Annotated in this window: 19 protein-coding genes and 1 pseudogene; 18 read left to right on the top strand and 2 right to left on the bottom strand. The window is 72.7% G+C overall.

The genetic code is table 11. The features are described from left to right. Nucleotides 1–30: 30 nt before the first annotated feature. Together menD and HL663_RS07075 are read left to right on the top strand one after the other, a co-directional pair. Nucleotides 31–1,761, top strand: coding sequence for a 2-succinyl-5-enolpyruvyl-6-hydroxy-3-cyclohexene-1-carboxylic-acid synthase (gene menD, locus HL663_RS07070; RefSeq protein ID WP_173027695.1), 1,731 nt, complete (start codon nt 31–33; stop codon nt 1,759–1,761). Between the two features lie 46 nt (nt 1,762–1,807). Further along, complete coding sequence (locus HL663_RS07075; RefSeq protein WP_173027696.1) at nt 1,808–3,043, top strand: geranylgeranyl reductase family protein; 1,236 nt, start codon at nt 1,808–1,810, stop codon at nt 3,041–3,043. 510 nt (nt 3,044–3,553) lie between these two features. Here HL663_RS07075 and HL663_RS07080 read toward each other — a convergent pair. Beyond that, nucleotides 3,554–4,873: an isochorismate synthase gene (locus tag HL663_RS07080; protein WP_173027697.1), complete on the bottom strand. Its 1,320-nt coding sequence runs from the start codon at nt 4,871–4,873 to the stop codon at nt 3,554–3,556. A gap of 60 nt (nt 4,874–4,933) precedes the next feature. Here HL663_RS07080 and HL663_RS07085 point away from each other — a divergent pair, with 60 nt between their 5' ends. From HL663_RS07085 to HL663_RS07160, 16 genes and pseudogenes are all read left to right on the top strand, one after another. Then, on the top strand, nt 4,934–5,638 hold the full coding sequence (locus tag HL663_RS07085; RefSeq protein WP_173027698.1) for a demethylmenaquinone methyltransferase: 705 nt from the start codon (nt 4,934–4,936) through the stop codon (nt 5,636–5,638). 246 nt (nt 5,639–5,884) lie between these two features. After that, complete coding sequence (locus HL663_RS07090) at nt 5,885–6,247, top strand: NADH-quinone oxidoreductase subunit A (RefSeq protein WP_173027699.1); 363 nt, start codon at nt 5,885–5,887, stop codon at nt 6,245–6,247. A 40-nt stretch (nt 6,248–6,287) separates the two neighbouring features. Continuing rightward, nucleotides 6,288–6,887: a NuoB/complex I 20 kDa subunit family protein gene (locus HL663_RS07095; protein WP_173027700.1), complete on the top strand. Its 600-nt coding sequence runs from the start codon at nt 6,288–6,290 to the stop codon at nt 6,885–6,887. Then, nucleotides 6,884–7,714 carry an NADH-quinone oxidoreductase subunit C gene (locus tag HL663_RS07100; protein WP_173027701.1) on the top strand — a complete coding sequence of 277 codons (831 nt, stop codon included), beginning with the start codon at nt 6,884–6,886 and terminating at the stop codon, nt 7,712–7,714. Before HL663_RS07095 ends, HL663_RS07100 begins: the two co-directional genes overlap by 4 nt. Then, on the top strand, nt 7,714–9,093 hold the full coding sequence (locus HL663_RS07105; protein ID WP_173027702.1) for an NADH-quinone oxidoreductase subunit D: 1,380 nt from the start codon (nt 7,714–7,716) through the stop codon (nt 9,091–9,093). Before HL663_RS07100 ends, HL663_RS07105 begins: the two co-directional genes overlap by 1 nt. Further along, a pseudogene (gene nuoE, locus HL663_RS19350) lies at nt 9,093–9,902 on the top strand (NADH-quinone oxidoreductase subunit NuoE); the annotation flags it as partial. The gene HL663_RS07105 and the pseudogene nuoE, both read left to right, overlap by 1 nt. A gap of 368 nt (nt 9,903–10,270) precedes the next feature. After that, nucleotides 10,271–11,596: an NADH-quinone oxidoreductase subunit NuoF gene (nuoF, locus tag HL663_RS07115; protein WP_173027703.1), complete on the top strand. Its 1,326-nt coding sequence runs from the start codon at nt 10,271–10,273 to the stop codon at nt 11,594–11,596. Beyond that, complete coding sequence (locus tag HL663_RS07120) at nt 11,593–14,067, top strand: NADH-quinone oxidoreductase subunit G (protein WP_173027704.1); 2,475 nt, start codon at nt 11,593–11,595, stop codon at nt 14,065–14,067. Before nuoF ends, HL663_RS07120 begins: the two co-directional genes overlap by 4 nt. Then, nucleotides 14,064–15,443 (top strand): NADH-quinone oxidoreductase subunit NuoH, encoded by a 1,380-nt coding sequence (gene nuoH / locus HL663_RS07125; RefSeq protein WP_173027705.1) that lies wholly within the window; start codon nt 14,064–14,066, stop codon nt 15,441–15,443. Before HL663_RS07120 ends, nuoH begins: the two co-directional genes overlap by 4 nt. After that, complete coding sequence (nuoI, locus tag HL663_RS07130; RefSeq protein WP_173027706.1) at nt 15,436–16,053, top strand: NADH-quinone oxidoreductase subunit NuoI; 618 nt, start codon at nt 15,436–15,438, stop codon at nt 16,051–16,053. Before nuoH ends, nuoI begins: the two co-directional genes overlap by 8 nt. Continuing rightward, on the top strand, nt 16,050–16,820 hold the full coding sequence (locus tag HL663_RS07135; protein ID WP_173027707.1) for an NADH-quinone oxidoreductase subunit J: 771 nt from the start codon (nt 16,050–16,052) through the stop codon (nt 16,818–16,820). The genes nuoI and HL663_RS07135 overlap by 4 nt, the downstream gene beginning before the upstream one ends. Beyond that, nucleotides 16,817–17,116 carry an NADH-quinone oxidoreductase subunit NuoK gene (gene nuoK, locus HL663_RS07140; RefSeq protein WP_173027708.1) on the top strand — a complete coding sequence of 100 codons (300 nt, stop codon included), beginning with the start codon at nt 16,817–16,819 and terminating at the stop codon, nt 17,114–17,116. Before HL663_RS07135 ends, nuoK begins: the two co-directional genes overlap by 4 nt. Before the next feature lie 41 nt (nt 17,117–17,157). Further along, nucleotides 17,158–19,071 (top strand): NADH-quinone oxidoreductase subunit L, encoded by a 1,914-nt coding sequence (nuoL, locus tag HL663_RS07145; RefSeq protein WP_173030045.1) that lies wholly within the window; start codon nt 17,158–17,160, stop codon nt 19,069–19,071. Then, a complete protein-coding gene (locus tag HL663_RS07150; protein ID WP_173027709.1) occupies nt 19,068–20,609 on the top strand; it encodes an NADH-quinone oxidoreductase subunit M in 1,542 nt (513 codons plus the stop codon). The genes nuoL and HL663_RS07150 overlap by 4 nt, the downstream gene beginning before the upstream one ends. Then, complete coding sequence (gene nuoN / locus HL663_RS07155; RefSeq protein WP_173030046.1) at nt 20,609–22,168, top strand: NADH-quinone oxidoreductase subunit NuoN; 1,560 nt, start codon at nt 20,609–20,611, stop codon at nt 22,166–22,168. The genes HL663_RS07150 and nuoN overlap by 1 nt, the downstream gene beginning before the upstream one ends. Beyond that, the gene (locus tag HL663_RS07160; protein WP_173027710.1) at nt 22,165–23,190 is read left to right on the top strand and encodes a polyprenyl synthetase family protein; all 1,026 of its coding nucleotides are present in this window, start codon (nt 22,165–22,167) and stop codon (nt 23,188–23,190) included. The genes nuoN and HL663_RS07160 overlap by 4 nt, the downstream gene beginning before the upstream one ends. Nucleotides 23,191–23,202: 12 nt before the next feature. Here the strand turns inward: HL663_RS07160 and HL663_RS07165 are convergent, their stop codons facing one another. Beyond that, nucleotides 23,203–24,522, bottom strand: coding sequence for an MFS transporter (locus HL663_RS07165; protein ID WP_173027711.1), 1,320 nt, complete (start codon nt 24,520–24,522; stop codon nt 23,203–23,205). Between the last annotated feature and the right edge of the window lie 9 nt (nt 24,523–24,531).

A 24,531-nucleotide genomic window follows, 5' to 3' on the forward strand; every position in this document is an offset into this window, starting at 1 on the left:
GTCACGGGCCGGCTGGCAGAATCGCGGCCCGTGACCCCCTCCAGCGCGCTCGCCACCGTCCTCGTCGACGAGCTCGTGCGCGGCGGGGTCCGGGAGGCGGTCCTCGCGCCGGGGTCGCGCTCGGCGCCGCTCGCCTACGCGCTGCTCGACGCCGACCGCGCCGGCCGGCTGCGGCTGCACGTGCGCGTCGACGAGCGCTCGGCCGGCTTCCTCGCGCTGGGGCTCGCCACGGCGAGCGGCCGACCCGTGCCTGTCGTCACGACCTCCGGCACCGCGGTGGCCAACCTCCACCCGGCCGTCCTCGAGGCCTCCCACACCGGTGTGCCGCTCGTCGTGGTCTCCGCCGACCGACCGCACGAGCTGCGGGGGAGCGGGGCGAACCAGACGACCCGCCAGCCGGGGATCTTCGCCGGGGCGGTGCGCTTCGAGGCCGACGTGCCTGCCCCCGACGTCGTCCCGGTACCGGGCGACGGCCGGGCTCCGTGGTGGCGCGCGACGGTCTGCCGGGCGCTGGCCGCGGCCACCGGGGCGACCGGCGGCGAGCCGGGACCCGTCCACCTCGACGTCGCCTTCCGCGACCCGCTGGCCCCCGGGCTCGACGACACCGCTCGGCTGCCCGAGCACCTCGATGGACGCCCGGACGGCGGCCCGTGGACCTCGGTGCGACCGACCGTCCCGGCTGCCCCCGGCGAGGGCATCGAGCACGTGGAGCGGACGCTCGTCGTCGTCGGGGACGCCGGGACCGCAGGTGGGGCGGAGGCCGTCGCCTGGGCGACCGCCCGCGGGTACCCCGTCGTCGCCGAGCCGTTCGCCGGGCCCTCGGCGCGGGCGGCGACGCTGCCGCACGGCCCGCTCCTGCTCACCGCCACCGGATGGCTCGACGCCCACCTGCCCGAGCGCGTCGTGGTCGTCGGCCGCGTCACCCTCGCCCGCCCGGTCGCCGCGCTGCTGCGCCACCCGGGGATGCGCGTCGAGGTCGTGCCGGGCTCGACCACCTGGGCCGACCCCTCGCACGTCGCGCACGCCGTCCACCCGTGGACCGCGCTCTCGGCCGAGGCGGACGACGCACCCGCCGAGCGCGGCGCCTGGGCGCGGGCCTGGGACGACGCCGGGCGCCGGCTCGCCGAAGGCGTTGCCGCGCAGGGGCTCCCGTGGCCGAGCGGCCTCGCCGTCGCGGCCACCGTCCACGACGCGCTGCCCGGGGACGGGGTGCTGGTCCTCGGCTCGTCCAACCCCGTCCGCGACCTCGACCTCGCGACGACCGGGCGCACCGGCGACCCGCACGGCGGCATCCGGGTGTACGCCAACCGCGGGCTGGCCGGCATCGACGGCATCGTCTCGACGGCGGCCGGCGTCGCCCTCGGGCTCGGCCGCCCGACCCACGCCCTCCTCGGCGACCTCACGCTCCTCCACGACACCAACGGGCTGCTCCTCGGCCCGGACGAGCCGCGCCCCGACCTCACCCTCGTCGTCGTCAACGACGACGGCGGCGGCATCTTCACCACCCTCGAGCACGGCTCGCCGGAGCGCGCCGCGTCGTTCGAGCGCGTCTTCGGGACGCCGACCGGCACCGACCTCGCGGCCCTCTGCCGCGCGCACGGCGTCGCTCACGAGGTCGTCACCGACCGCGCCACGCTCGCCGCCGCCGTCGCCCGTCGGCCCGAGGGCCTGCGGGTGATCGAGGTGCCGCTCGAGCGCTCGGGCCACCGCGGCGCCCACGCCGACCTGCGTGCGCTCGCGGCCCGCACCCTCGACAGCTGACGGGGCCCGATTCGGCCACGGCGCCCGCGGTTGCGAGAATCGACCCGTGCCGACCACCCCCACCCGTACCGACGTCCTCGTCGTCGGCGCCGGCCCCGCCGGAGCCTCCGCCGCCGCCTGGGCCGCGCGCGCCGGCCGTGACGTCGTCCTCGCCGACGCCGCCACCTTCCCGCGCGACAAGACCTGCGGCGACGGCCTGACCCCGCGCGCGGTGGCCGAGCTCGACCGGCTCGGCCTCGGCGACTGGGTGCGCTCGCACACGGTCAACCAGGGCCTGCGCGCGCACGGCTTCGGCCAGACGCTGCACCTGCCGTGGCCCGGGGGCACGCTGCCGTCGCACGGCTCGGCCGTGCCCCGCACCGAGCTCGACGCCCGCATCCGCGAGTCCGCGCTCGAGTCCGGGGCGACCGGTGTCGAGGGCGCCAAGGCGGTCGACGCGACGCTCGAGGGCGGCCGCGTCCGGTCGGTCACCTTCCGCCGCGACGACGGCAGCACCCACGAGATCGAGTGCGAGCGGCTCGTCGTCGCCGACGGTGTGCGCTCCGGCCTCGGCAAGGTCCTCGGCCGCGAGTGGCACAAGGACACCGTCTACGCCGTCGCGGGCCGCTGCTACGTCGACTCCGACCGCGCCGACGACCCGTGGATCTCCAGCCACCTCGAGCTGCGCGGCGACGCCGGCGAGGCCCTGCCGGGCTACGGCTGGATCTTCCCGCTCGGCGGCGGCCAGGTGAACGTCGGCGTCGGGACGCTGGCCACGACCCGCCGCCCGGCGGAGGTCGCCATCAAGCCGCTCATGCGCCGGTACACCGACGAGCGCCGGGCCGACTTCGGGCTGACCGGCGAGCAGCGGATGCCGACGAGCGCGCTGCTGCCGATGGGCGGCGCGGTGTCGAACGTCGCCGGCGCGAACTGGGCGCTCGTCGGCGACGCCGCCGCGTGCGTCAACCCGCTCAACGGCGAGGGCATCGACTACGGCCTCGAGACCGGCCGGCTCGCCGCGCTGCACCTCGACGACGACCTCGCCACCGTGTGGCCCGCGCTCCTGCGCGACCACTACGGCGAGGCGTTCTCGGTCGCGCGCCGGATGGCGGCGATCTTCACCGTGCCGCGCACACTCGCCGCGCTCGGCCCGGTCGGGATGCGCAGCGACTGGCTGATGACGCTCGCGCTGCGCTGGATGGGCAACCTCATCACCGACGAGGACCGCGACGCCTCCGCGCGCATCTGGCGCTGGGCCGGCCGGCGCTCGGTCTCCCTCGACGCCCGCCCGCCCTTCACCTGACCGACCCCGACCCGCGGAAACCCCGCACGGGCCGGGTGTCTCTGTCCGCTGCTACCCCGGACGACGAAAACCCCGCACGTGCGGGGATATCGCTGTCCGTCGGCGGTCCCGACCGCGATAAGCCCGCACGTGCCGGGTCAGCGTCGTCGGGTGTCGGGGCCGGTGTGCATCAATCGACACTTTCGTCAGTTGCTGCACGGTCCGGAGCCGTCGGCGTGCATCATTCGACGCTTTCGACGATTGGTGCACAGCTCGGGCCGGCGCCCGGTGCCGGTCGGCGTGCATCAATCGACACTTTCGTCAGTTCCTGCACGGTCCGGAGCCGTCGGCGTGCATCGATCGACGCTTTCGACGATTGGTGCACACCTCGGGCCGGCGCCCGGGGCCGGTCGGCGTGCATCAGTCGACACTTTCGTCAGTTCCTGCACGGTCGGGGGCCGGTCGGTGTGCATCATTCGACGCTTTCGACGACTGGTGCACGCCCGGCCGCGTCGTCCTTGGCCGCCGGCCTCAGGGGGCGTCGGCGGTCAGGGCGTCGCGCATCGGCACGAGCTTGGCCGACGACTCGGCGAGCTCGTCGTCCGGGTCCGACCCCGCGACGATGCCGCAGCCGGCGAACAGCCGCATCCGCGAGGCGTCGTCGCGGTCGACCGCGCCGCACCGCAGGGCGATGCCCCACTCGCCGTCGCCCGCGGCGTCGATCCAGCCGACCGGGCCGGCGTAGCGCCCGCGGTCCATGTGCTCGAGCTCGGTGATGACCGCGTCGGCCTCGGCCCGCGGCGTGCCGCAGACCGCCGCCGAGGGGTGCAGCGACGCGGCCAGCGTCAGCGACGAGGTGTCGTCGACGAGCACCCCGGCCACGTCGGTGGCCAGGTGCATGACGTTGGACAGGTGCAGGACGAAGGGCGCCTCGGGCACGTTCATCGACGAACAGTGCGGCGCCAGCGCGTCGGCGACCGACCGGACGGCGTACTCGTGCTCCTCGAGGTCCTTCGACGAGCGCGCGAGCGACGCCGCGAGCGCGAGGTCGTGGGCATCGTCACCGGTGGGCCGGATGGTGCCCGCGAGCACCCGGGAGGTCACGAGACCCTTCTCGCGGCGCACGAGCAGCTCGGGCGTCGCGCCGACGAGGCCGTCGACGGCGAAGACCCACGTCGTGTCGTAGCGCTCGGCGAGCCGGTGCAGCAGCCAGCGCACGTCGAGCGGGGAGCGGGTCGTCACCCCGAGGTCGCGGGCGAGCACGACCTTGTCGAGCGCCCCGGCGGTGATCCGCCCGACGGCGGTCGCGACGGCCGCGGCCCAGTCGGTGGGGGTCAGGGCGCCGTCGGAGAAGGCGACGTCGACCGGGCGCTCCGGTGCCGGCTGCGGGGCGACCTCCGCGGACCCGGGGACGGCGGCGCCGGCGCTCATCGTCGTCAGCCAGGCGACGTCGCCCCGGCGCCCGACGACGACCTCCGGGACGACGAGCGTCCCACCCTCGGCCGAGTCGGCGGCGTAGGCGACGGACCCGAAGGCCACGGGCCCGGTGCCGGGCAGGTCGACCTCGTCGCGGACGACGGCGCCGGCGACGAGCCCGCTCCACCACCGCTCGAGCTCGGCGAAGCGCTCGGGCCCGGCGGCGACGTGCGCGGCGGCGCGCCCCCAGCCGACCAGGCCCTCGCCGCGGCGCACCCACGAGCATGCGTGGGTGGGGCCGCCGGCGGGGAGGACGGCCAGCAGGTCCGCGGCGAGCGCGGGGTCGAGCGGCACGGTGCGGGCCACGAGGGGGGCCGCGGGGGCGTGCGCCGCCGGTGCGGTGGGGGCCGGCCGGCCCGCGGGGAGCGAGGTCATCAGCAGACAACGATACGGCGCCGTGCAGGGCCCTCCGGCATCGGTGGGAGGATGGCCACCATGTCCCGCGCCTCCCTCGAGAAGGACCCCCGCGACGTCGCGTCGATGTTCGACGACGTCGCCGACCGCTACGACGTCACGAACGACGTGCTCTCCCTCGGCCAGGACCGCCTGTGGCGCCGCGCCGTCGTCGCCGCGTGCGACGCCCGCCCGGGCCAGCGCGTCCTCGACATCGCCGCGGGCACCGGCACGAGCAGCGAGCCGTTCGCCGACTCCGGCGTCGACGTCGTCCCGGCCGACTTCTCCCTCGGGATGCTCCGCGTCGGCCACCGCCGCCGCTCCGACCTCGGGTTCACGGCCGCGGACGCGATGCGCCTGCCCTTCGCCGACGACTCCTTCGACGTCGTGACGATGAGCTTCGGCCTGCGCAACGTCGCCGACCCCGCGCTGGCCCTGGAGGAGTTCCTCCGGGTGACGAAGCCGGGCGGGCGGCTCGTCGTCTGCGAGTTCAGCAGCCCGACGAACAAGGCCTTCCGCCGCGTCTACTCGACCTACCTCATGGGCTCGCTGCCGCGCATCGCCCGGGCGGTCAGCTCCAACCCCGACTCCTACGTCTACCTCGCCGAGTCGATCCAGGCCTGGCCCGACCAGCGCGGCCTCGCCGAGAAGGTCTCCGCGGCCGGCTGGAGCGGCGTCCAGTGGCGCGACCTGAGCGGCGGGATCGTCGCCCTCCACCGCGCCACGAAGCCCGTCGTCGAGGGTTAGGCATACCTCAGTGCGTGCCCTCCGGGGCGCGTCCTAGACTTCCGACCGTTCGTGAACACGTTCACAAGCATCCGAGGGACCCGTGACCTGCACAGACCGCGCGCCGCGACGCGCCGCGACCGGGGGCGTGACGCCCCTGGGTGCGCCGTCGGCCATCGCCCCTAGGATGGCCGGGACGCCGAGTGCGGCCCCGGCGCCCGTCGACCACCCGTCGCACCCGAGCAGCGAAAGGGGAGTTCGCCCGCGATGAGCAACCCCTACGTCCCCCTCCTCATCCTCCTGGCGCTCGGCTTCGGCTTCGCGGCGCTGTCGGTGGGGACGAGCCTCGTCGTCGGCCCGAAGCGCTACAACCGCGCGAAGCTCGAGGCCTACGAGTGCGGCATCCAGCCGACGCCCCGCGCCGCCGGTGGCGGTCGCGTGCCGATCAAGTACTTCCTGACCGCGATGCTCTTCATCATCTTCGACATCGAGTCGGTCTTCCTCTACCCGTTCGCCGTGGCCTTCGACCAGCTGGGGCTCTTCGCCCTCGTCGAGATGGTCCTGTTCATCCTCACGGTGTTCGTCGCCTACGCCTACGTCTGGAAGCGGGGCGGTCTCGAATGGGACTGACCACCGCCCGCACCACCGTCAACACCGCCGAGGAGGCGTGATGGGACTCGAGGAGAAGCTGCCCGCAGGGTTCGTCCTGACGACGCTCGAGAACGTCGTCGGATACATGCGCAAGGCCTCGATCTGGCCGGCGACCTTCGGGCTCGCCTGCTGCGCGATCGAGATGATGGCCGTCGGCACGCCCGACTACGACATCGCCCGCTTCGGCATGGAGCGGTTCTCGGCCACGCCGCGCCAGGCCGACCTGATGATCGTCGCCGGCCGGGTCAGCCAGAAGATGGCGCCCGTCGTCCGGCAGGTCTACGACCAGATGCCCAACCCCAAGTGGGTCATCTCGATGGGCGTCTGCGCGTCCTCGGGCGGCATGTTCAACAACTACGCCATCGTCCAGGGCGTCGACCACGTCATCCCGGTCGACATCTACCTGCCGGGCTGCCCGCCGCGCCCCGAGATGCTGCTCAACGCGATCATCGAGCTCCACGAGCAGATCCAGAACAGCAAGCTCGGCGTCAACCGCGTCGCCGCCGCCCGCGCCGCCGAGGAGGCCGCCCTGCGCGCCACCCCGACCTCGCTCATGGCGCCGACCCACGACCACCTCGCGCACCTCGCGGCGCCGGCCGGGAAGAACCTCCTCGGATGAGCGACGCCCAGGACCCCAAGCACCTCGAGAGCGGCGAGGGCGCCCCGGTGCCCGACAAGGCCCTCGACACGGCGGCCACCCGCACCGACGACGACCCGCGCTCGTCCGACACCGCGCAGCACACCGGCGGCGGTCGTGTCGTCGAGCTCGCCGGGGCCGACTCCGAGCCGGTGCAGATCGGCGAGCGGCGCGGCATGTTCGGCGCGACCCGCGGCCAGGACACGACCGGCTACGGCGGCCTCGTCACCCCGACGCTGCTGCCCGGCGCCTCGCCGCGCCCCTACGGCGGCTACTACGACGAGGTCGCCGACCTGCTCGGCACCGCCCTCGAGGCCGGCCCCGGTCTCGGTGCGGCGCTCGAGAAGGTCGTCGTCGACCGCGGCGAGATGACCGTCTTCGTGCGGCGCGAGCACCTCCTCGAGGTCGCCCGCGTCCTGCGCGACCACCCGGGCCTGCGCTTCGAGATGTGCATGGGCGCCTCGGGAGTGCACTACCCGGGCGAGACCGGCCGCGAGCTGCACGTCGTGTACCCGCTCCTGTCGATCACGCACGGCAGCCGCCGGATCCGCCTCGAGGTCACCTGCCCCGACGCCGACGCGCACGTGCCCTCGCTCGTGAGCATCTGGCCGGGCAACGACTGGCACGAGCGCGAGACCTGGGACATGTTCGGGATCGAGTTCGACGGCCACCCCGCGCTGACCCGCATCCTCATGCCCGACGACTGGCCGGGCCACCCGCAGCGCAAGGACTACCCCCTCGGCGGCATCCCCGTCGAGTACAAGGGCGGCACCGTCCCGCCGCCGGACCAGCGGAGGGCGTACAGCTGATGACGACCCACGAGCACGACACCGTCGCCGAGGACCTCACGGTCACCGACCCCTACGGCGCATCCGTCGACGACGACACCGAGGGCGCGCGCGTCTTCACCGTCTCCGGCGGCGACTGGAACGACCTCGTCGACGAGGCCACCGCCCTCCACGAGGAGCGGATCGTCGTCAACATGGGCCCGCAGCACCCGTCGACCCACGGCGTGCTCCGGCTCATCCTCGAGCTCGACGGCGAGACGGTCACCGAGGCCCGCGCGGGCATCGGCTACCTGCACACCGGCATCGAGAAGAACATGGAGTTCCGCACCTGGACGCAGGGCGTGACGTTCTGCACCCGGATGGACTACCTGACCCCGATGTTCCAGGAGGCGGCGTACTGCCTCTCGGTCGAGCGCCTGCTCGGCATCGAGGACCGGATCCCGGAGCGCGCCTCGATCATCCGCGTCATGATGATGGAGCTGACCCGCGTCAACTCCCACCTCGTCGCCCTCGGCACGGGTGGCATGGAGATGGGCGCGACGACGGTCATGACCGTCGGCTTCCGCGAGCGCGAGCGCATCCTGCGCGTCTTCGAGGCGATCACCGGCCTGCGGATGAACAACGCCTACATCCGCCCCGGCGGCGTGGCGCAGGACGTCCCGCACGGCGCGGTCGACATGGTCCGCGAGGTCATCGCCGAGCTGCGCCAGGGCCTCGGCGAGCTCGAGAAGCTCCTCAACGAGAACCCGCTGCTCAAGGGCCGCACCGTCGGCGTCGGCTACCTCGACCTCACCGGCTGCATCGCCCTCGGGGTCACCGGGCCGGTGCTGCGCTCGACCGGCCTGCCGCACGACCTGCGCAAGTCCAGCCCGTACTGCGGCTACGAGACCTACGACTTCGAGGTCGTCACCCGCACCGGCTGCGACGCCTACGACCGCCTGCGCATCCGCATCGACGAGATGTACGAGTCGCTGAAGATCGTCGAGCAGTGCCTCGTGCGCCTCCAGCGCACCGAGGGCCAGCCCGTCATGGTCGAGGACAAGAAGATCGCGTGGCCGGCGCAGCTGGCCATCGGCGGCGACGGCCAGGGCAACAGCCTCGACCACATCCGCGAGATCATGGGCACCTCGATGGAGGCGCTGATCCACCACTTCAAGCTCGTCACCGAGGGCTTCCGGGTCCCCCCGGGCCAGGCCTACGTCGCGGTCGAGTCCGCGAAGGGCGAGCTCGGCTGCCACACCGTCTCCGACGGCGGCACCCGCCCCTACCGGGCGCACTTCCGCGACCCGAGCTTCAACAACCTCCAGGCCACGGCCGCGATGTGCGAAGGCTCGCAGGTCGCCGACGTCATCGTCGCCGTCGCCTCCATCGACCCCGTCATGGGAGGTGTCGACCGCTGATGGCCGGTGACTTCGGTCTGCAGACCGCTTCCGGGCACCTCACGGTGCCCGAGGAGTCCAAGGAGCGTTACCCCGCCGACGTCGAGGCGACCTTCCGCGCCGACGCCGCGGAGGTCATCGCCCGCTACCCGCAGAAGCGCTCGGCGCTGCTGCCGCTGCTGCACCTCGTGCAGTCGGTCGACGGCTACGTCACGGGTCGGGGCATCGACCTGTGCGCGGAGCTGCTCGACCTGAGCACCGCCGAGGTCAGCGGGGTCGCGACGTTCTACACCCAGTACAAGCGCCACCCCAACGGCGAGTACACGGTCGGCGTCTGCACCAACACGCTGTGCGCGGTCATGGGCGGCGACGAGATCTGGGACGCCGTCTCGGAGCACCTCGGCATCGGCCACGACGAGACGACCGACGACGGCAAGATCACCCTCGAGCGCGTCGAGTGCAACGCGGCGTGCGACTACGCGCCCGTCGTCATGGCGAACTGGGAGTTCTTCGACAACCAGACGCCCGACTCCACCAAGGAGCTCGTCGACGACCTGCGCGCCGGCAAGGAGGTCCGCCCCACCCGCGGCCCGAACCGCCTGTGCACCTTCAAGCAGGTCAGCCGCACCCTCGCGGGCTTCTCCGACGGCCTCGCCGACGAGGGCGTGGGCGCCGGCCCGGCCTCCGTCCTCGGCCTCGAGATCGCCAAGCGCAACGGCTGGACGGCTCCCGAGGGCGACGGCGCGCGCGCCGGGTCCTCGGGTGAGGCCTCCGGGTCGACGGCCTCCGACAAGGCCGCGGGCAGCACCGAGGTCACCCCGGCCTCCGACGACGCGCAGGCCGACAAGGCCGAGCCCGCCGCCCAGCGCGACGAGACCGACGACACCCCCGGCGAGAAGCACGAGGGCGATGCGAAGGCCGACAAGGCCTCCGACGACACCACCCCCGCGGCCGACGCGGGCCCCGCCGTCGTCTCCACCGGCGACGGCGTCCAGGGCCTCGCCCGCCAGGCCGAGGCGAAGGCCGACGCCGTCGACGTCGCCCCGGGGCAGAAGTCCGAGCCGACCGGCAAGGCCCGCCGCGCCGTCGTCTCCGCGCAGACGGCCAGCGTCCCGGCCGAGCACGACGCCTCGCCCGAGGCGACCCTCTTCGACGCCACCGGCGACGACACCGACGACAGCGACGGGAAGGGCAAGTGATGACCGCGCTGACCCCGATCCTCAGCCGCGACTGGGACCACCCCACGTCGTGGACGCTCGCCACCTACCGCGACGGTGGTGGCTACCGCGCCCTCGACAAGGCCCTGTCGATGGAGCCCGCCGACATCCTCGCGATGGTCAAGGACTCCAGCCTCCGCGGCCGCGGCGGCGCCGGCTTCCCGACCGGCATGAAGTGGTCCTTCATGGCCCCGCCGGACGGCGGCCCCCGCTACCTCGTCGTCAACGCCGACGAGTCCGAGCCGGGGACCTGCAAGGACACCCCGCTCATGATGGCCAACCCGCACGTGCTCATCGAGGGCATCATCATCAGCTCGATGGCCATCGGCTGCGAGCACGCCTTCATCTACCTGCGCGGCGAGGTCGTCCACGTCTACCGCCGCCTCCTGCGCGCCGTCGAGGAGGCCCGCGAGGCCGGCCTGCTCGGCGCGGACGTCAAGGGCTCCGGGCGCAGCGTCGACATCACCGTCCACGCCGGCGCCGGCGCCTACATCTGCGGCGAGGAGACCGCGCTCCTCGACTCGCTCGAGGGTCGCCGCGGCCAGCCGCGCAGCAAGCCGCCGTTCCCGGGTGCGGCGGGCCTCTACGCCCGCCCCACGTCGGTGAACAACGTCGAGTCCATCGCGTCCGTTCCCGGGATCATCCTCGAGGGCGTCGACTGGTTCACCGGCATGGGCACCGAGAAGTCGACGGGCTTCGGCATCTTCTCGGTCTCCGGCCACGTGAAGAACCCCGGCCAGTTCGAGGCGCCCCTGGGCATCACGATGCGCGAGCTCATCGAGCTCTGCGGCGGGATGCGCGACCCGGAGAAGAAGCTGAAGTTCTGGACCCCCGGTGGGTCCTCGACGCCGCTCTTCACCGACGAGCACCTCGACGTGCCGCTCGACTTCGAGTCGGTGGCCGCCGCCGGCTCGATGCTCGGCACCCGCGCGCTGCAGGTCTTCGACGAGACGGTGTGCGTCGTGCGCGCCGTCGACCGCTGGACCGACTTCTACAAGCACGAGTCCTGCGGCAAGTGCACCCCGTGCCGCGAGGGCACGTGGTGGCTCAAGCAGATCCTCGGCCGGCTCGAGCACGGGGAGGGCAGCGAGGAGGACCTCGACAAGCTCCTCGACATCTGCGACAACATCCTGGGCCGCAGCTTCTGTGCCCTCGGTGACGGCGCGACGAGCCCCATCACGAGCTCGATCCAGTACTTCCGTGACGAGTACGTCGCCCACCTGACCCACGGAGGCTGCCCGTTCGACCGGGCCGCCTCGACGCTGTGGGCCACGGCCGGCGGCGCGAAGGAGACCGTCTCCGCATGACTGCCACGCCCGAGACCCAGGCCCCGGTCGAGCTCGTCGCGCTGACCATCGACGACGTCGAGGTGTCGGTGCCCAAGGGCACCCTCATCATCCGCGCCGCCGAGAGCGCGGGGATCGACATCCCGCGCTTCTGCGACCACCCGGGCCTGGACCCCGTCGGCGCCTGCCGCCAGTGCCTCGTCGAGGTGTGGATGCCCGGCCGCCCCGGCCCCGACGGCACCCCCGGCGAGCCCACGCAGATGCAGGGCCCGCCCGGCCGGATGAAGCCGCAGGCCTCCTGCACGATGACCGTCGCCCCGGGCATGGTCGTCAAGACGCAGTACACGTCCGAGGGCGCCGACAAGGCGCAGAAGGGCGTCATGGAGCTGCTGCTCATCAACCACCCGCTCGACTGCCCGGTCTGCGACAAGGGCGGCGAGTGCCCCTTGCAGAACCAGGCGATGAGCAACGGCCGCAGCACCTCGCGCTTCGAGGACGTCAAGCGCACCTACCCCAAGCCGATCAACATCTCCTCGCAGGTGCTGCTCGACCGCGAGCGCTGTGTCCTGTGCGCGCGCTGCACCCGCTTCTCCGACCAGGTCGCCGGTGACCCGTTCATCGCCCTCGTCGAGCGCGGCGCGCTGCAGCAGGTCGGCATCTACGAGGAGAAGCCGTTCGAGTCCTACTTCTCCGGCAACACCGTCCAGATCTGCCCGGTCGGCGCGCTGACCGGCTCGGCCTACCGCTTCCGCAGCCGCCCGTTCGACCTCGTGTCGACCCCGAGCGTCTGCGAGCACTGCGCGAGCGGCTGCGCCACCCGCACCGACCACCGCCGCGGCACGGTCCTGCGCCGGATGGCCACGGCCGACCCGCTGGTCAACGACGAGTGGAACTGCGACAAGGGCCGCTGGGCCTTCGCCTACGCGAGCACCGCCGACCGCCTCGAGTACCCGATGGTCCGGGGCGAGGACGGCGAGCTGCGCGTCGCGTCGTGGCGCGAGGCGCTCGAGCGCGCGGCCGAGGGGCTGCGCGGGACCAAGGCCGGCGTGCTCGTCGGCGGTCGCGTCAGCGCCGAGGACGCCTACGCCTACGGCAAGTTCGCCCGCACGGTGCTCGGCACGAACGACGTCGACTTCCGCGCCCGCCCGCACTCGGCCGAGGAGGCGGACTTCCTCGCCTCGACCGTCGTCGGCACCGGCCCCGAGGGGGGCGCCGTCACGTACGCCGACCTCGAGCGGGCCGGCCAGGTGCTCCTCGTCGGCTTCGAGCCCGAGGACGAGTCGCCGATCGTCTTCCTGCGCCTGCGCAAGGCGTACCGCAAGCACAAGACCCGCGTCTTCGCCGTCTCCGCGGTCGCGACCCGGGGCCTGGCGAAGATGGGCGGCACGCTCATCCCGACCGCTCCCGGCACCGAGCCCGAGGTGCTGCGCGCCCTCGGCGAGGGCTCGGGCACCGAGGTCGTCGAGGAGGCCGCCCGCGGCCTGCGCGAGGGCGGCATCGTCCTCGTCGGCGAGCGCCTCGCGATGGTCCCGGGCGCGCTGAGCGCCGCGGCGGCCCTGGCCGACTCCACGGGGGCCCGCCTCGCGTGGGTGCCGCGTCGGGCGGGGGAGCGCGGTGCGCTCGAGGCCGGCGCGCTGCCGACCCTCCTGCCCGGCGGCCGTCCGGTCGCCGACGACGCCGCCCGCTCCGAGGTCGCCGCCGCGTGGCAGGTCGCCTCGCTGCCGCAGGCCCCGGGCCGCGACACCGCGGGCATCGTCGCCGCGGCCGCGTCCGGTGAGCTCGGCGCGCTCGTCGTCGGTGGCGTCGACCCGGCCGACCTCGGCAGCGACGCCGCGGCCGCCGCGCTGGCCGCCCCGTTCGTGGTCTCCCTCGAGATCCGTCGCTCCGCGGTCACCGAGCACGCCGACGTCGTCCTGCCCGTCGCGGCGCACGCCGAGAAGGGTGGCTCGTTCGTCGACTGGGAGGGCCGGGTCCGCGCCTTCGAGGCCGCGCTCGACACCTCCTACGTCAGCGACTACCGCGCCCTCGAGATGCTCGCCGACGAGATGGGCGAGTTCCTCGGGACCCGCACGCTGCGCGAGGTGCGCTCCGAGATGCAGTCGCTCGGCCCGTGGGCCGGCGCGCGTCCGGCCGCCCCGAGCGCGGAGGCCGGCGAGGTCCCCGAGCTGACCGAGGGCACCCTCGTCCTCGCGACGTGGCGCCACCTGCTCGACCGCGGCACCCTCCAGGACGGCGAGCCCTTCCTCGCGGGCACCGCCCCGGCGCCGGTGGCCCGCATCTCGGCGACCACCGCGGCGGCGCTCGGCGTCGTCGACGGCGACCACCTCACCGTGCGCGCGGCGCAGACCTCGGTCACCGCGCCCGTCCTCGTGAGCGAGATGGCGGACCACGTCGTCTGGCTCCCGACCAACTCGCAGGGCTGTGACCTGCGGGCGACCCTCGCGGGTGCACCCGGTGCGCTCGTCACCGTCTCGAAGGAGGGTGCACGATGAGCACCGTCACCGCGCTCGCCGGGCTCGGCACGCTCGCCACGGCGGGCACCGACAACCCCGCGGCCGACTTCAGCGACACCCCGATGTGGCTCAGCCTCGTCAAGGCGCTGATCATCTTCGTCTACCTGCTCGTCTCGACGCTGCTCGTCATCTGGTTCGAGCGCCGCGTCATCGGGCGGATGCAGCAGCGCCCGGGCCCGAACCGCAACGGCCCGTTCGGTCTGCTCCAGACCCTCGCCGACGGCATGAAGTCGATGCTCAAGGAGGACGTGCGACCCAAGGCGTCCGACGCCTTCGTCTTCACCCTCGCCCCGATCATCACGGCGACGATGTGCTTCGTCTCGTTCTCGATCATGCCGCTGGCCGGCGAGGTCTCGATGTTCGGCCACACCACGCCGTTCCAGCTGACCGACACCCCCGTCGCGGTGCTCCTCGTGCTCGCCGTCGCGGGCATCGGCATCTACGGCGTCGTCCTGGCCGGCTGGTCCTCGGGCTCGCCCTACCCGCTCATGGGTGGCCTGCGCGCGTCGGCGCAGATGATCTCCTACGAGATCGCGATGGGCCTCTCGCTCGTGGCGGTCTTCCTCTACGCCGGCTCGATGTCGACCTCGCAGATCGTCGCCGCGCAGGCGCAGAACATGTGGTTCGTCATCCCGGCGTTCTTCAGCTTCTTCGTCTACGTCATCACGATGGTCGGCGAGACCAACCGCCTGCCGTTCGACCTCGCCGAGGGCGAGGGCGAGCTGACCGGTGGTTTCCACACCGAGTACGGCTCGATGCGCTTCGCCATGTTCTTCCTCGGCGAGTACATCAACATGTTCACCGTCGCGGCCCTGGCCACGACGATGTTCCTCGGCGGCCCCCAGGCCCCTCCCGGCATCGCGGCCATCAACGGCGGCATGTTCAACGAGGGCTGGTGGGGCGTGCTCTGGTTCACCGCCAAGCTGTGGGCCTTCATGTTCGTCTTCGTCTGGCTGCGCGGCTCGCTGCCCCGCGTCCGCTACGACCAGTTCATGCGCTTCGGGTGGAAGTTCCTCATCCCGACGACGCTCGGCTGGGTCGTCCTCGTCGCGTTCTTCCGCGCCGGCCAGAACGGCTGGCTCGGCGGCAACATCGACTTCGCGGGCCGCAGCTTCCCGGCCTTCTCCCTCGCGCTCGTCGGCATCATCGCGGTCGCCGCCCTCGTCGGCGGCTGGCTGTGGGACAGCCGGGCGGAGCGCAAGGAGGCGTCGCTGCACCCGAGCGTCCCCACCGAGATCGACCCCTACGCCGGTGGGCACCCCGTCCCACCGATGCCCGGGCAGCGCCTGCGCGAGCCCTCGTTCGCGCCGGCCCTCACCGCCCGTCCCGAGACCGAGGAGGCCACTCGTGGCTGACGAGCAGAAGAAGTCCGGCTTCTTCTCCGACCTGTTCGCCCCCGTCGCCGGGTTCGGCGTCACGTTCTCGACGATGTTCCGCAAGGTCATCACCGAGGAGTACCCGGAGGAGAAGCGCCCGACCCAGGCGCGCTTCCACGGGCGCCACCAGCTCAACCGCCACCCCGACGGGCTCGAGAAGTGCGTCGGCTGCGAGCTGTGCGCGTGGGCCTGCCCGGCCGACGCGATCCTCGTCGAGGGCGCGAACAACGACGACAGCGAGGGCGGCGCGGGTCGGTTCAGCCCCGGCGAGCGCTACGGCCGCGTCTACCAGATCAACTACCTGCGCTGCATCTTCTGCGGGCTGTGCATCGAGGCGTGCCCGACGCGTGCGCTGACGATGACGAACTTCTACGAGCTCGCCGACAACAACCGCGCGGACCTCATCTTCACCAAGGACCAGCTCCTCGCCCCGGTCCAGCCGGGCATGCTCCAGCCGCCGTTCCCGATGGCCGAGGGCATGGAGGAGCGCGACTACTACCTCGGCAAGGTCACCGAGGCGACCGACTCGCAGCGCGAGGTCGTCGCGGCCCGCGCCGGCGGCGAGCACGACGCGGAGGTGGGCTCGTGACCGGCACCGGTGAGGAGATCATGTTCTGGATCCTCGGGCCCCTCGCGGTGCTCGGGGCCCTGGGCCTGGTCTTCGCGAGGAAGGCCGTCCACGCCGCCCTCGGCATGGCCCTGACGATGATCATCGTCGGCGTCTTCTACATCGCGCAGGACGCCGACTTCCTCGGCGTCATCCAGATCTTCGTCTACACCGGCGCGGTGATGATGCTCTTCCTCTTCGTGCTCATGCTCGTCGGGGTCGACTCCAGCGACAGCCTCGTCGAGACGCTGACCGGCCAGCGCTGGGCCACCGTCGTCCTCGTGCTCGGCCTCGGCGGCCTGCTCGGGTTCTCGGTCGGCCACGTGACGCTCGGCGACCCGGTCGGGGTCGCGGCGGTCAACGCCGACCAGGGCAACGTCTCGGGCGTCGCGCAGCTGATCTTCGGCCGCTACGTCTGGGTCTTCGAGATCACGAGCGCCCTGCTCATCACGGCGGCGCTCGGCGCGATGGTCCTCGCCCACCGCGAGCGCCTCGGCAAGGGCCCGAACCAGAAGGAGTGGAGCAAGCGGCGCTTCCAGGAGGGCGAGCACCTCGCCGGCCTGCCGGCGCCCGGTGTCTACGCCCGGCACAACGCCGTCGACACCCCCGCGCTCCTGCCCGACGGCACCCCGTCGGAGCTGTCCGTCTCGCGCGTGCTCACCGCCCGCGACCAGAACCGCTCTCCCGAGGTCTACACCGAGGGCGAGCGCCAGATCGAGCGCGACGTGCGCGAAGGAGGCGAGCGATGAGCCTGGTCAACTACGTCTACCTGGCGACCATCCTCTTCGCCATCGGGGCGGCCACCGTCCTGACCCGGCGCAACGCGATCATCGTGTTCATGGGGGTCGAGCTGATGCTCAACGCCGCGAACCTCGTCTTCGTGACGTTCGCGCGGATGCACGGCTCGCTCGACGGCCAGGTCCTCGCCCTCTTCGTCATGGTCGTCGCGGCCGCGGAGGTCGTCGTCGGCCTCGCGATCATCATGGCGATCTTCCGGTCCCGCCGGTCGGCCTCGGTCGACGACGCGAACCTGCTGAAGCTCTGAAGGAGTAGGACGTGCACTCACTGATCACCGAGGGCGACGCGATGACCGCGGCCCCCGCGACCGGCGCCGCGTCGGTCGCGTGGCTGCTCGTCGCGCTGCCCCTCCTCGGTGCGGCGATCCTCCTCCTCGGGGGACGCCGCACGAACAAGGTCGGCCCGGCGCTGGCGACCGGCCTGTCGTGGGCCAGCTTCGGCGTCGGCGTCGTCGTGCTCTTCCAGCTGCTCGGTCAGGACGCGGGGGCGCGCGCCCACCACCTGACGCTGTGGAGCTGGGTGCCGGCCGGGTCGTTCAACCTCGACCTCGGGATGCTCGTCGACCCGCTGTCGGTCGCGTTCGTCATGCTCATCACCTTCGTCGGCTCGCTCATCCACGTGTACTCGCTCGGGTACATGGAGCACGACCCCGACAAGCGGCGCTTCTTCGCCTACCTCAACCTCTTCGTCGCGGCGATGCTCGTCCTCGTCCTCGCCGACAGCTACCTGCTCCTCTTCGTCGGCTGGGAGGGCGTGGGCCTGGCCTCGTACCTGCTCATCGGCTTCTGGAACTGGAACCCGGCGTACGCCAGCGCGGCGAACAAGGCGTTCTTCGTCAACCGTGTCGGCGACCTCGGCCTGTCCATCGCGATCATGACGATGTTCATCACCTTCGGCGGCGTCGACTACGCGACGGTCAACGAGGGTGTCGCGGGCGCCAACCAGTCGACGCTCACCGCGATCGGGCTGCTCCTGCTCGTCGGGGCCTGCGGCAAGTCGGCGCAGTTCCCGCTGCAGTCCTGGCTCGGTGACGCGATGGCCGGCCCGACGCCCGTCTCCGCGCTCATCCACGCGGCGACGATGGTCACCGCCGGCGTCTACCTCGTCGTCCGCTCGCACGTCATCTTCGACGCCGCCCCGGACGCCGCCCTCGCGGTCGCCATCGTCGGTGCGATCACGCTGGTCTTCGGTGCGGTCGTCGGCTGCGCCAAGGACGACATCAAGAAGGCCCTCGCGGCCTCGACGATGAGCCAGATCGGCTACATGATGCTCGCGGCGGGCCTGGGCCCGGTCGGCTACGCCTTCGCGATCTTCCACCTGCTGACGCACGGCTTCTTCAAGGCCGGGATGTTCCTCGGCGCCGGGTCGGTCATGCACGGCATGAACGACCAGGTGAACATGCGCCGCTTCGGCGGGCTCTCGGGCGCCATGAAGATCACCTGGGCGACCTTCGGCCTCGGCTGGCTCGCGATCCTCGGTGTCCCGCCGTTCTCGGGCTTCTGGTCCAAGGACAAGATCATCGAGGCCGCCTTCGTCGGCGAGGGCTGGCAGCCCTGGGTCCTCGGCAGCGCCGCGCTGATCGGCGCCGGGGTCACGGCCTTCTACATGTCGCGCCTGTTCTTCATGACCTTCCACGGCGAGAAGCGCTGGACCGAGGACGTGCACCCGCACGAGTCGCCCAAGATCATGACCGTCCCGATGATGGTCCTCGCCGGCGGCTCGGCCTTCCTCGGCCTGCTCCTCGCGTGGCCGTTCGCCGAGACCGCCCCGATCGTCTCGTGGCTCGCGCCGGTCGTCGGCGAGCACGGCGAGGAGCACCCGGTCATCGCGGTGCCGGTGCTCATGGGCCTGACCCTGCTCTTCGTCGCCGTCGGGATCTTCCTCGCGTGGCGGCAGTACTGGGCCGAGGACGTGCCCGAGGTCGCCCCGCGCGGCTCCGTGCTCACCCGCGCCGCGCGCGTGGACCTCTACCAGGACGCCGTCAACGAGGGCCTGTTCATGCGGCCGGGTGTCCACCTGACCCGCTCGCTCGTCTACGTCGACGGCAAGGGGGTCGACGGCGCCGCCGGCGGCCTCGCCGCCCTCGTCGGCGGTCTGTCCTCGAGGCTGCGTCGCCTCCAGACCGGGTACGCCCGGTCGTATGCCCTGACGATGCTCACCGGTGTCGTCGCCGTCCTCGGTGCTCTGTGGGTGATCCAGTGACCTCCCTGCCCCTCCTCACCCTGATGATGGTGGTGCCGGTCCTCGGCGCGATCGTCGTCGCGGCCCTGCCGAACGGCTCGGTGCGCCTCGCGCGCCCGGTCGCCCTCGGGGCCTCGCTGGTGACCCTCGTCCTCGCGGTCCTCGCGTGGGTGGCGTTCGACTCCGGGTCGACCGCGATGTTCCAGCTGACCGAGACCCACGCGTGGATCCCGCAGTTCGGCGTCTCCTACGCCGTCGGGGTCGACGGCATCGCCCTGGCGCTCATCGTCATGGCCGCGATCCTCGTCCCGGTCTGCCTCCTGGCGGCCTGGAACGACGTGCCGGAGGCCGAGGCCGGGCGGCTCAAGCGCTACTTCGCGCTCATGCTCGTCCTCGAGGCGTTCATGGTCGGCGTCTTCGCGGCCACCGACGTCTTCCTCTTCTACGTCTTCTTCGAGGCGATGCTCATCCCGGTGTACTTCCTCATCGGGCTGTACGGCGGCCCGCAGCGGCAGTACGCGGCGGTCAAGTTCCTCCTCTTCTCGCTCGCCGGCGGGCTCGTCATGCTCGTGTCGGTCATCGCGGTGTACTTCGCGGGCCCGGGCGGGCAGGACGGCTTCCTCGTCGAGAACCTCATCGGCGGGATGGACGGCTCGACGGCCGCCCTGCGCTGGATGTTCGTCGGCTTCTTCATCGCCTTCGCGGTCAAGGCCCCGATGTGGCCGGTCCACACCTGGCTGCCCGACGCCGCGACCGAGTCGCGCCCCGCGACCGCCGTGCTCCTCGTCGGCATCCTCGACAAGGTCGGCACCTACGGGATGATCCGCTTCTGCCTCCAGCTCTTCCCGGAGGCCTCGCAGTGGGCGACGCCGGTGGTCATCACCCTGGCCGTCATCTCGGTCATCTACGGCGCGCTGCTCGCGATCGGCCAGACCGACATGATGCGGCTCATCGCGTTCACCTCGATCAGCCACTTCGGCTTCATCGTCCTCGGCATCTTCGCGATGACGAGCGTCGGCGGCGCCGGGTCGACCCTCTACATGGTCAACCACGGCTTCTCGACGGCCGGCCTGTTCCTCATCGCCGGCTTCCTCGTGACGCGGCACGGCAGCAAGCGCATCCCCGACTACGGCGGCTGGCAGCGGGTCACGCCCGTCCTCGCCGGCACCTTCCTCGTCGCGGGCCTGTCCTCGCTGGCGCTGCCGGGCCTCTCGAGCTTCGTCTCGGAGTTCCTCGTGCTCCAGGGCACGTTCATGCGCTACAAGGTCGCCGCCGTCATCGCGGCGCTCGGCATCGTGCTCGCCGCGCTCTACATCCTCCTCATGTACCAGCGCGTCATGACCGGCCCCAAGCCCTCGTTCGCCGACGGCAAGGCCCCGCGCGACCTCTCCTCGCGCGAGCGCTGGGTCGTCGCGCCGATCATCGCCTCGTTCGTCGTCCTCGGCTTCTACCCGAAGCCGGTGCTCGACATCATCAACCCGGCCGTGGACAAGACGCTGCAGATCGTCGGCGTCAGCGACCCGGCCGCCGCCACCGACGCCTCCGGGAGTGCCAAGTGATGCCGAGCGTGATGCCGGCCGAGTTCCAGGCCGTGAGCATCGACTACCTCGCGGTCGCGCCGATGTTCCTCGTCGTCGCGGGCGCCCTCGTGGGCGTCCTCGTCGAGGCCTTCGCGCCCCGGGCGAAGCGGCACGCCATCCAGGTGTGGCTGACGACGGGCGTCCTCGTGGCCGCCCTCGTCGTCCTCGCCGTGTGGAGCCGCGACCACATGTCGATCACCCTCGGCGGCTCGGTCGCCATCGACGGGGTCTCGCTCTTCCTCCAGGGCGCGCTGCTGCTGCTCGCGACCATCGGCGTCCTCGTCATGGCCGAGCGCTTCGGCGGCACCGGCTCCGACGCGTTCACCCCGATGGGTGCCTCGACGCCGGGCTCGCCGCAGGAGGACGCCGCGACCCGTGCGGGGTACGCGACCTCCGAGGTCTTCCCGCTGACGCTCTTCGCGGTGCTCGGGATGATGGTCTTCGTCTCGGCGAACGACCTCATCACGCTCTTCGTCGGGCTCGAGGTCCTCTCGCTGCCGCTGTACGTCATGACGGGCCTGGCCCGCCGGCGCCGGCTGCTCTCGCAGGAGGCCGCCCTCAAGTACTTCCTCCTCGGGGCGTTCTCCAGCGCGTTCTTCCTCTTCGGGGCGGCGCTGCTCTTCGGCTACGCCGGCTCCTCGGACCTCGCGGCCATCGCGACGGCCATCCGCACCAACTCCGGCGACCTCGACGGCCTGCTCCTGCCGGGCGTCGTCCTCGTCCTCGTCGGCCTGCTCTTCAAGGTCGGCGCGGTGCCCTTCCACTCGTGGACCCCGGACGCCTACCAGGGCGCGCCGACCCCGGTCACCGGCTTCATGGCCGCGTGCACCAAGCTCGCCGCGTTCGGCGCGATCCTGCGCCTGACCTACGTCGGTGTCGGCGCGAACCGCTGGGACTGGCAGATCGGCGTCGTCGTCATCGCCATCCTCACGATGGTCGTCGGTGCGGTGCTCTCGGTCACCCAGACCGACGTCAAGCGCCTCCTGGCCTACTCGTCGGTGGCCCACGCCGGGTTCATCCTCGTCGGCGTCCTCGCGTTCTCGCAGAGCGCGATCGGTGGCGTGATGTTCTACCTCCTCGCCTACGGCGCGACGACCATCGCGGCCTTCGCGATCGTCGCGATGGTCCGCCAGGACGGCTCCGAGGCCTCGCACCTCTCGCAGTGGGCGGGCCTGGGCCGCAACCACCCCGTCGTCGCGGGCGTCTTCGCCTTCCTCCTGCTGGCCTTCGCGGGCATCCCGCTGACCAGCGGCTTCACCGCCAAGTTCGCGGCCTTCGCGCCGGCCGTCGAGTCCGGCACCTCGGGCGTCGTCATGGTCGTCGTCGGTGTGCTCGCCTCGGCGGTCACCGCGTTCGTCTACGTCCGGCTCATCGTCCTCATGTACTTCACCGAGCCGGCCGAGGGCGTCGTCGCCCTCCAGCCGTCGGTGCCGTCGACGATCGGCATCACGCTCGGCGTGGCCATCACCGTCGTCGCGGGTGTCGCGCCGGCCGTGGTGCTCCAGCTCGCGAACAACGCCTCGCAGTTCCTGCTGTGAGCGCGGGCGGGGCGACGGCGCAGCGGGGGACCCCCTCGGTCCTCGCGCTGCCCGGCGCCGGTGACGCGCTGCGCGAGCGGCTGACCGACGGGCTCGGCCGGGTCGAGGCGCTCATCACGCAGCGCGTCGACCACGACGACCCGTTCATCGCCCAGGCGTCCTCGCACCTCACCGCGGCGGGCGGCAAGCGGTTCCGGCCGCTGCTCACGCTGCTCGCCTCCGAGCTCGGCACGGGCGTCTCCGACGAGGTCGTGGCGGCGGCCGCCGGGGTCGAGCTGACCCACCTCGCCTCGCTCTACCACGACGACGTCATGGACGAGGCCGACGTGCGGCGCGGGGCGCCCTCGGCGAACGCCCTGTACGACAACTCGACCGCGATCCTCGTCGGCGACCTGCTCTTCGGCACGGCGTCCGACATCGTCGCCGACCTCGGCCCGCAGGCGGTCAAGATCCAGGCGCAGACCTTCGTGCGCCTGTGCGCCGGGCAGATCCGCGACGACCGGCCGTGCCCCGAGGGCCAGGACCCGGTCGAGTACTACCTCCAGGTGCTCGCCGACAAGACCGGCGTCCTCATCGCCACCGCCGCCCGCTACGGCGCGATGTTCGGCGGCTGCGACGACGCGACCGTCGAGGTGATGCGCGAGTACGGCGAGCGGCTCGGCGTCGCCTTCCAGCTGGCCGACGACCTCATCGACATCTCCTCCGAGGCCGACGAGACCGGCAAGACGCCGGGCACCGACCTGCGCGAGGGCAAGCGCACCCTGCCGGTCCTGCACGTGCTCGCCTCCACCGACCCGGCGGACGCCCGGCTCCAGGAGCTGCTGCGCGGCGACCTCGACGACGACGCGCGCCTGGCCGAGGCCCTCGGCCTGCTGCGGGCCCACCCCGCGATGGAGCGGGCCCGCGAGCACACCTTCGCCGTGGCGACCCGGGCCCAGTCGGTGCTCGACGGGCTGCCGGCGAGCGACGCCAAGGAGGCGCTGCACGCGCTGGCCACCGGCGTCGTCACCCGCGTCGGCTGACCGCGCCCCCGCTCACGAGAGCGGCGTGAGGACCGGCTCCTGCTCGCGGACCGGCCGCTTCGGGATGGTCAGGGCGAGCGCGACCGCCGCGAAGCAGAGGACGGCGGCCCCGAGCCAGGCCCAGTGGTAGTCGCCCTGCGCGGTGCGCACCCACCCGGCCACGCTCGCGCCGACCCCCGCGCCGACCATGTGCGACGCGAAGACCCAGCCGAACACGACACCGGAGTCCGCGACCCCGAAGTGCGTGCGACACAGCGCGACCGTCGGCGGCACGGTGGCGACCCAGTCGAGCCCGTAGAAGACGATGAACACCCACATCCCCGGCTCGACGCCCGGCCCGAGCACCGCGTCGAGCGCGAGCAGCGACAGGCCGCGCCCGAGGTAGTAGCCGGCCAGCAGCAGCCGGGGGTCGACCCGGTCGGTCAGCCAGCCGGAGCCCACCGTGCCGGCGATGTCGAAGATGCCGACGACCGCCAGCAGACCGGCGGCGGTCGTCGCGGGCATCCCGTGGTCGTGCGCGGCGGGGACGAAGTGCGTCTGGATGATGCCGTTGGTCGACCAGCCGCAGACCCAGAAGGTGAGCACGAGCGCCCAGAACGGCCAGCTGCGCGAGACGCGGACGAGGGTCGAGACCGCACGCCGGGCGGGTGACTCGCCGGTGTCCGGGGCCTCGGGGGCGTGCGTGGTCGCGCCGTAGGGCAGCAGGCCGCGGTCGCGCGGGTGGTCGACGAGCAGGAGCGCGACGAGCACGGCGACGAGGAGCGCGAGGACGGCGACGACGCCGGCGGCCCAGCGCCATCCCGGCCCTGCCGCGGCCCGGGCGATGACCGGCAGGAAGAGCAGCTGGCCGGTGGCGTTGGCCGCCGAGAAGATGCCGGTGACCAGGCCCCGGTGCCGCTCGAACCAGCGGTTGGCCACGACCGCGCCGAGGACGAGGGCCATCGCGCCGGTCCCGACGCCGATGAAGACGCCCCAGAGCAGCCAGAGCTGCCAGGCCGAGGTCATGACGGTCGTCAGGGCGCTGGAGACGCCGACGACGACGAGCGCGAGGGCGACCGTGCGCCGCACGCCGAAGCGCTCCATGAACGCGGCGGCGAAGGGGGCGGTGAGGCCGTAGAGGACGAGGTTGAGGCTGACCGCGCCGGAGGTCGTGGCGCGCGACCAGCCGAACTCGGACTCCACCGGCTCGAGGAGCACGCCGGTGGAGGAGCGGAAGGCCGCGGCGGCGACGAGCGCGGCGAGCGTGACGGCGGCGACGAGCCACGCGCGGTGGGGGAGGCCGCGCGGCGCCGGCGCCCGCTCCCCGACGAAGTCCCCGTCGTCCCGTGTCACGGCGCCAGC

It is taken from the genome of Arthrobacter sp. NEB 688 (genome assembly GCF_013201035.1).
In the GTDB taxonomy this organism is placed as follows: Bacteria; Actinomycetota; Actinomycetes; order Actinomycetales; family Dermatophilaceae; genus Phycicoccus.